Annotated in this window: 5 protein-coding genes; 2 read left to right on the forward strand and 3 right to left on the reverse strand. The window is 76.1% G+C overall.

Annotation, left to right across the window (positions count from 1 at the left end; translation table 11 throughout):
- A partial coding sequence (locus tag ABT381_RS35040) for an ArsR family transcriptional regulator (RefSeq protein ID WP_351601929.1) occupies nt 1-732 on the reverse strand: 732 nt, incomplete at its 3' end.
- A 134-nt stretch (nt 733-866) separates the two neighbouring features.
- Between ABT381_RS35040 and ABT381_RS35045 the strand changes: the two genes are divergently transcribed.
- Nucleotides 867-2,093 (forward strand): alpha/beta hydrolase, encoded by a 1,227-nt coding sequence (locus ABT381_RS35045; protein ID WP_351601932.1) that lies wholly within the window; start codon nt 867-869, stop codon nt 2,091-2,093.
- Here ABT381_RS35045 and ABT381_RS35050 read toward each other — a convergent pair.
- Nucleotides 2,087-2,737: an NAD(P)-dependent oxidoreductase gene (locus ABT381_RS35050; protein ID WP_351601935.1), complete on the reverse strand. Its 651-nt coding sequence runs from the start codon at nt 2,735-2,737 to the stop codon at nt 2,087-2,089. The two genes, ABT381_RS35045 and ABT381_RS35050, sit on opposite strands and share 7 nt — an antisense overlap.
- Before the next feature lie 105 nt (nt 2,738-2,842).
- Here ABT381_RS35050 and ABT381_RS35055 point away from each other — a divergent pair, with 105 nt between their 5' ends.
- Nucleotides 2,843-3,733: a helix-turn-helix domain-containing protein gene (locus tag ABT381_RS35055; protein ID WP_351601938.1), complete on the forward strand. Its 891-nt coding sequence runs from the start codon at nt 2,843-2,845 to the stop codon at nt 3,731-3,733.
- A 15-nt stretch (nt 3,734-3,748) separates the two neighbouring features.
- On the opposite strand, the gene ABT381_RS35060 is transcribed toward ABT381_RS35055, so the two are convergent.
- Nucleotides 3,749-4,786: a LacI family DNA-binding transcriptional regulator gene (locus ABT381_RS35060; RefSeq protein WP_351601941.1), complete on the reverse strand. Its 1,038-nt coding sequence runs from the start codon at nt 4,784-4,786 to the stop codon at nt 3,749-3,751.
- Nucleotides 4,787-4,927: the final 141 nt, after the last annotated feature.

The raw sequence follows: 4,927 nt of genomic DNA on the forward strand, positions 1-4,927 counted from the left end.
GTCGGCGCCGCCCGCGCCGTCCCGCGGCAGCGGCACGCCCGGCCCCGCCGGGTACGTCACGACCAGCGGGCGGCCGGGCAGGCGGGAGAGGAGCGGGTGGCCGCTCCAGTGGAAGGTGGGCAGGAGCAGCACGCCGCGGCCGCGCAGCTCGATGTCCCGCCCGGTGGACCCGTCGAGCTCCCAGACGGCGCCGCACAGCCGGGTGCCGGGGACGAGCGCGGTGAGCGCGGCGCCGACACCGTGCTCGGCGACGGCCAGCGCGTGCCGGGTGAACTCCGCCCGGTGCAGGTCCTGCACCAGCGGCCACACCGGGCGCAGCACCGTGTCGAAGGCCGCGTACTGGGCGCGGCGCAGCACCTCCCAGGCGTCGTCGTCGCCCCCGTGCAGGCCACGCACCCACGGCGGCGGTGCCGTCCGCCCGGCGTGCACCCGCGCGATCTCGGCGCGGACGAACGCGGGGCGGGACGCGCGGAGCGCGTCCCAGCCCTCGGCGAGGCTGTCGCTGGAGCTGTCGATGAAGGCGGGGGCCTGCGTACCGGGGATCAGCTCGCGCAGCGCCCCGGTGGCGGCCGGCAGGGACCGCAGCAGCCGCTGCCGCCAGCGCCCGAAGAGCAGCCGCTGATCGGGGCGGCACATCATGCCGAGCGCCACGTTCAGCTCCTGCAGCGGGGCCGGCCGGGCCGCGAACCGGACCCGCGCGAAGTCGGCGGCCGTGAAGTGGATCCGGATCACTACTCCCCCTGGTCGCCCCGCGCCATCGTTTCGGGCAGGACCTGAACCCTCGCCCGGCCTCCCCCTCGGACGCCAGCATGCGGAGCACGCCCCGCCATTCACGCAGGGGCCGACCCACGACACAAGGGGGAACCGTGCTGCGCAGAACCTTCGTACTGACCGCCGCGCTGCTGGCCGCGGGCGGCGCCGTCGCCGTACCGGCCGGGGCAGCCGGGGGCATGACCCTGCGGCTGCCGGCGCCGACCGGCCCGCACCGGACCGGGGTCACCACGCTGTACCTGGTCGACCGCGCCCGGCGCGACCCGTGGGACCCGGCGATCCCCGTACGGGAGGTGATGGCCACGGTGTACTACCCGGCCGCCGCCGTGCACGGCCACCCGGTCGCCCGGCAGCTGACGGACGGCGCGGCGGAGCTGTTCGGGACGCTGGCTCCCCTCATGCACCCGGAACTGCCGAAGGCCGGGGTGGACTGGGCGGCCACCCGGACCCACTCCCACCGGGGCGCGCCCGCGCAGCCCGTACCGCGACCGGTGCTGCTGTACAGCCCGGGCGGCGGCGACCCGCGCACCTTGGGCACCACCCTCGCCGAGGACCTGGCGAGCCACGGGTACGTCGTGGTGACCGTCGACCACCCCGGCGACGCCTGCGCGGTGGAGTTCCCGTACCGGACGGCGTACCGGGACGCGGTACGGGCGACCGTCTTCCGGGGCGATCCGCGGACGGACCCGGGGCTCTTCCGCACCGCCCTCGACACGCGCCTCGCCGACCTCCGCTTCGTACAGGGCCGGCTGGCCGTCGTGGCGGCCGGGCGGAACCCGGACGCGGCGGGGCGGCCGCTGCCCGCGGGCCTCGGGCGGGCGCTGGACCTGCGGCGGGTGGGCGCGTACGGGCACTCGGCGGGCGGCACGGCGGTCGCCGAGGCGCTGTACGAGGACCGCCGCATCGCCGCGGCGGTCGATCTGGAGGGTTATCTGGACCACCCCGGGGGCGCGCCCGGCCAGGACGGCGAGCTGTTCCCGGTGGCGGCGCACGGGGTGGACCGGCCGCTGCTCCTGCTGGGCACCGACGGCTTCGCGGACCGCGCGGGCCTGGAGCGCGGCTGGTCGGCGCTGCTCGGCCGCTCGCCGCGGCACGTGCTCCGCCGGCGGCTGGACGGCGCCGCGCACTGGTCCTTCACCGACTTCGCGGCGACGGCGCCCCAATTGGAGGCCGCCGGGCTGATGACGGCCGCGGGCCGGGCCGCGCTGGTGGGCACGGCCGGTCCCGCGCGGACGGTGCCCGCGGTGCGGCACCACGTCCGCTCCTTCTTCACCCGGCACCTGCCGGCGCCGGGCCGGGGTGCGGCTCCGGCGGCTCAGTAGCCGACGGTGAAGCGCTCGCCGATGTGGCGGGGCTGCTCGACCTCGTCGAGGAGGGCGACCGCGTAGTCCTCGGTGGAGATCCGGCTGCTGCCGTCCGCCGCGGTGACCAGGTCGTCGGTGGCGGTGCGGTAGCCGCCGGTACGCGTGCCGGGGGCGATCTGCGCCGCCGGGCTGAGGTTGGTCCAGCGCACGTCGGTGACGGTGCGGTAGAAGTCCAGCGCGTCGCCGTGCGCGTGCATGATCTGCAGCAGGAACTCCGGCAGTCCGTCCGCGTCCCAGACCTGCTTGCCGTCGGGCGTGCGCAGCGACCCCGCGCCGCCGACGGCGATCAGCCGCGGCGCTTCGGCGCCCAGCTTCCGCAGGCCGGCCACCAGGGACTCGGCCGAGGGCTTGATGGTGGCGAGGTGGCCGGGCCCGTCGCCCCCGCCGACCGCGCTGATCAGTACGTCCTGGCCCGCGGCGGCCGCGGTCACGGCGGCCGGGTCGAGGACGTCACCGGCGGTCACGGTGAGCTTCGGGTGGGTTCTGGTGAGCTTCGCGGGGTCCCGGACCACCGCGGTGACCTCGTGGCCGCGCTCCAGGGCCTCGTCGAGGACGCGGCTGCCGATGGCGCCGTTGGCGCCGAACAGGGCGATCTTGGACATGGGGGTGCTCCTTCTACTCCTTGCGGTTTTCTGCCATCAGCCGCGCTGACGTCTTCTACGCTAGAGGGAAAAGCTAGGCATTTCGGGGTAGGTGCGGGACGAGTCATGGTGGAAAAGCGACAAGAGCAGATCCCCGAGGTCACCTTCTCGGCGCCGGCCGGGCGGCCCGCGGGCGTGGAGGTCATGACGCTCGCCGAGCTGCGCGCGCGGGCCGACGCCTGCGCGCTGGCCGTCCCGCACCGCCCCGGCTTCCACCACCTCCTCGCGCTGGACGCGGGCCGGCTCTCCCACACCGTCGACTTCCGCGCGCACGAGCTGGCGCCGGGCGACTGGCTGTGGGTACGGCCGGGCCAGGTGCAGCACTTCGGGGACCTGACGGAGGCGGCGGGCGTCCTCGTGCTCTTCGAGTCCGGCTTCCTCGATCCGGCGACAGCCACGGCGGCCCGTCTGGAGGACTGGTACGGCCCGGCCGTGCGGCATCCGGAGGAGGCGGCCGGGGCGGCGACGCGGGCGGCGCTGGACCATCTGCACCGCGAGTTCGGCGCGCTGTGCGGGCTGCCGCTGGAGGCGCATCTGGAGGTGCTGCGGCATCTGCTGTCCGTACTGGTGCTGCGCGCCGCGCACTTGGTGCGGGACGTCGCGGACGACGCCGGTGACTGCGCGGCGACGGCGACGTTCCTGCGCTTCCGGGACGCCGTCGAGCGGGACTTCGCGGCCAGTCGGCGGGTCGCGGACTACGCCCGGGCGCTGGGCTATTCGCCGCGTACGCTCTCCCGCGCCGCGGAGGCCGCCGCCGGGATCGGCGCGAAGGAGTTCATCGACCGCAGGGTCGTACTGGAGGCCAAGCGGCTGCTCGCGCACGGCGACCTGCCGGCGGCCGGGATCGCCCGCCGCCTCGGCTTCGAGGACGCGACGAACTTCAGCAAGTACTTCCTGCACCGGGCGGGCGTCACGCCGATCGCCTTCCGGGAGAGCGTGCGCGGCAGCGCTTCCTGACCGTACGGGCGGCGGTCACGAGGACTCGCGGACGACCAGCTCCGTCGGCAGGACCAGCTGCGGGCGCTCGCGGGAGCGTTCGGCGATCTCCTCGATCAGGACCCGGGCCATCGCCCGGCCCATCTCCTCGATCGGCTGCCGCACACTGCTCAGCGGCGGGACCAGGTGGCGCGCGACGGCCGAGTCGTCGAACCCGACCAGCGCCACGTCCTCCGGCACCCGCCGGCCGCGTTCCCGCAGCACCGCCAGCGCCCCCGCCGCCATCACGTCCGAGGCCGCGAAGACCGCGTCCACGTCCGGGCGGCGGTCCAGCAGCGCGGCCATCGCCCGCCGCCCGCCGTCCTCCGTGAAGTCCGCCGGGACGATCAGCGCCTCGTCCGGGTCGTGCCCGGTGTCCTCCAGCGCCTGCCGGTAGCCGGCCAGCCGGCACTGTGCCGCGTACATGTCCGGCGGCCCGGCGATCGTGGCGATCGTCCGCCGGCCGCGCTCCAGAAGGTGCCGCGCCGCGGCCCGGGCCCCGCCGGTGTTGTCGGAGTCGACGTACGGCACGGTCTCGCGGGCGGAGCGGCGGCCGCTGAGCACCGCGGGCAGCTCCAGCCGGGACAGCAGGTCGGGCAGCGGGTCGTCCGCGTGCACGGAGACCAGCAGCACGCCGTCCACGCGGTGCGCGGCGAGGTACTGGCCCAGCCGCTGCCGCTCCTTGGGCGTACGGACCAGGATCAGCAGCAGCTGGAGGTCGGTGTCGGCGAGCCCGGCGCCGACCCCGCGGATGATCCCGGAGAAGTACGGCTCGGCGAACAGCCGGGTCTCGGGCTCCGGGATGACCAGCGCGACGGCGTCGGTACGGTCCGCGGCCAGCGCGCGGGCCGCGCCGTGCGGTACGTACTCCAGCTCGGCGATGGCGCGCTCGACGGCGGCGCGCGTACGGGGGCTCACCCGGGGCGAGCCGTTGACGACCCGGGAGACGGTGCCCCGGCCGACGCCGGCCCGCGCCGCCACCTCCTCGAGCGTGGGGCGTCCGCCGCGCCGACCACCGCGCCCTGCCGCTGCCATGGCTGCCTCCGGACTCCCGGCCGCGAATGTATGCGGCCATTACACAGCGGAACGCGGCGGAACGGCGGAAAGCGGCACCAGATCGGTGCGGTGCGGAACAAGCGGAAGCGCGGGGCGCAGCGGCCGTGGGGGGGGGTGGGG

The sequence above is a fragment of the Streptomyces sp. NPDC000151 genome, from assembly GCF_040301705.1.
Taxonomy (GTDB): Bacteria; Actinomycetota; Actinomycetes; order Streptomycetales; family Streptomycetaceae; genus Streptomyces.

What these genes read in the sequence shown, in the direction of transcription:
- ABT381_RS35050 (WP_351601935.1), bottom strand. Translation starts at nt 2,737, where the DNA reads ATGTCCAAGATCGCCCTGTTCGGCGCCAACGGCGCCATCGGCAGCCGC.
- ABT381_RS35055 (WP_351601938.1), top strand. Translation starts at nt 2,843, where the DNA reads ATGGTGGAAAAGCGACAAGAGCAGATCCCCGAGGTCACCTTCTCGGCG.
- ABT381_RS35060 (WP_351601941.1), bottom strand. Translation starts at nt 4,786, where the DNA reads ATGGCAGCGGCAGGGCGCGGTGGTCGGCGCGGCGGACGCCCCACGCTC.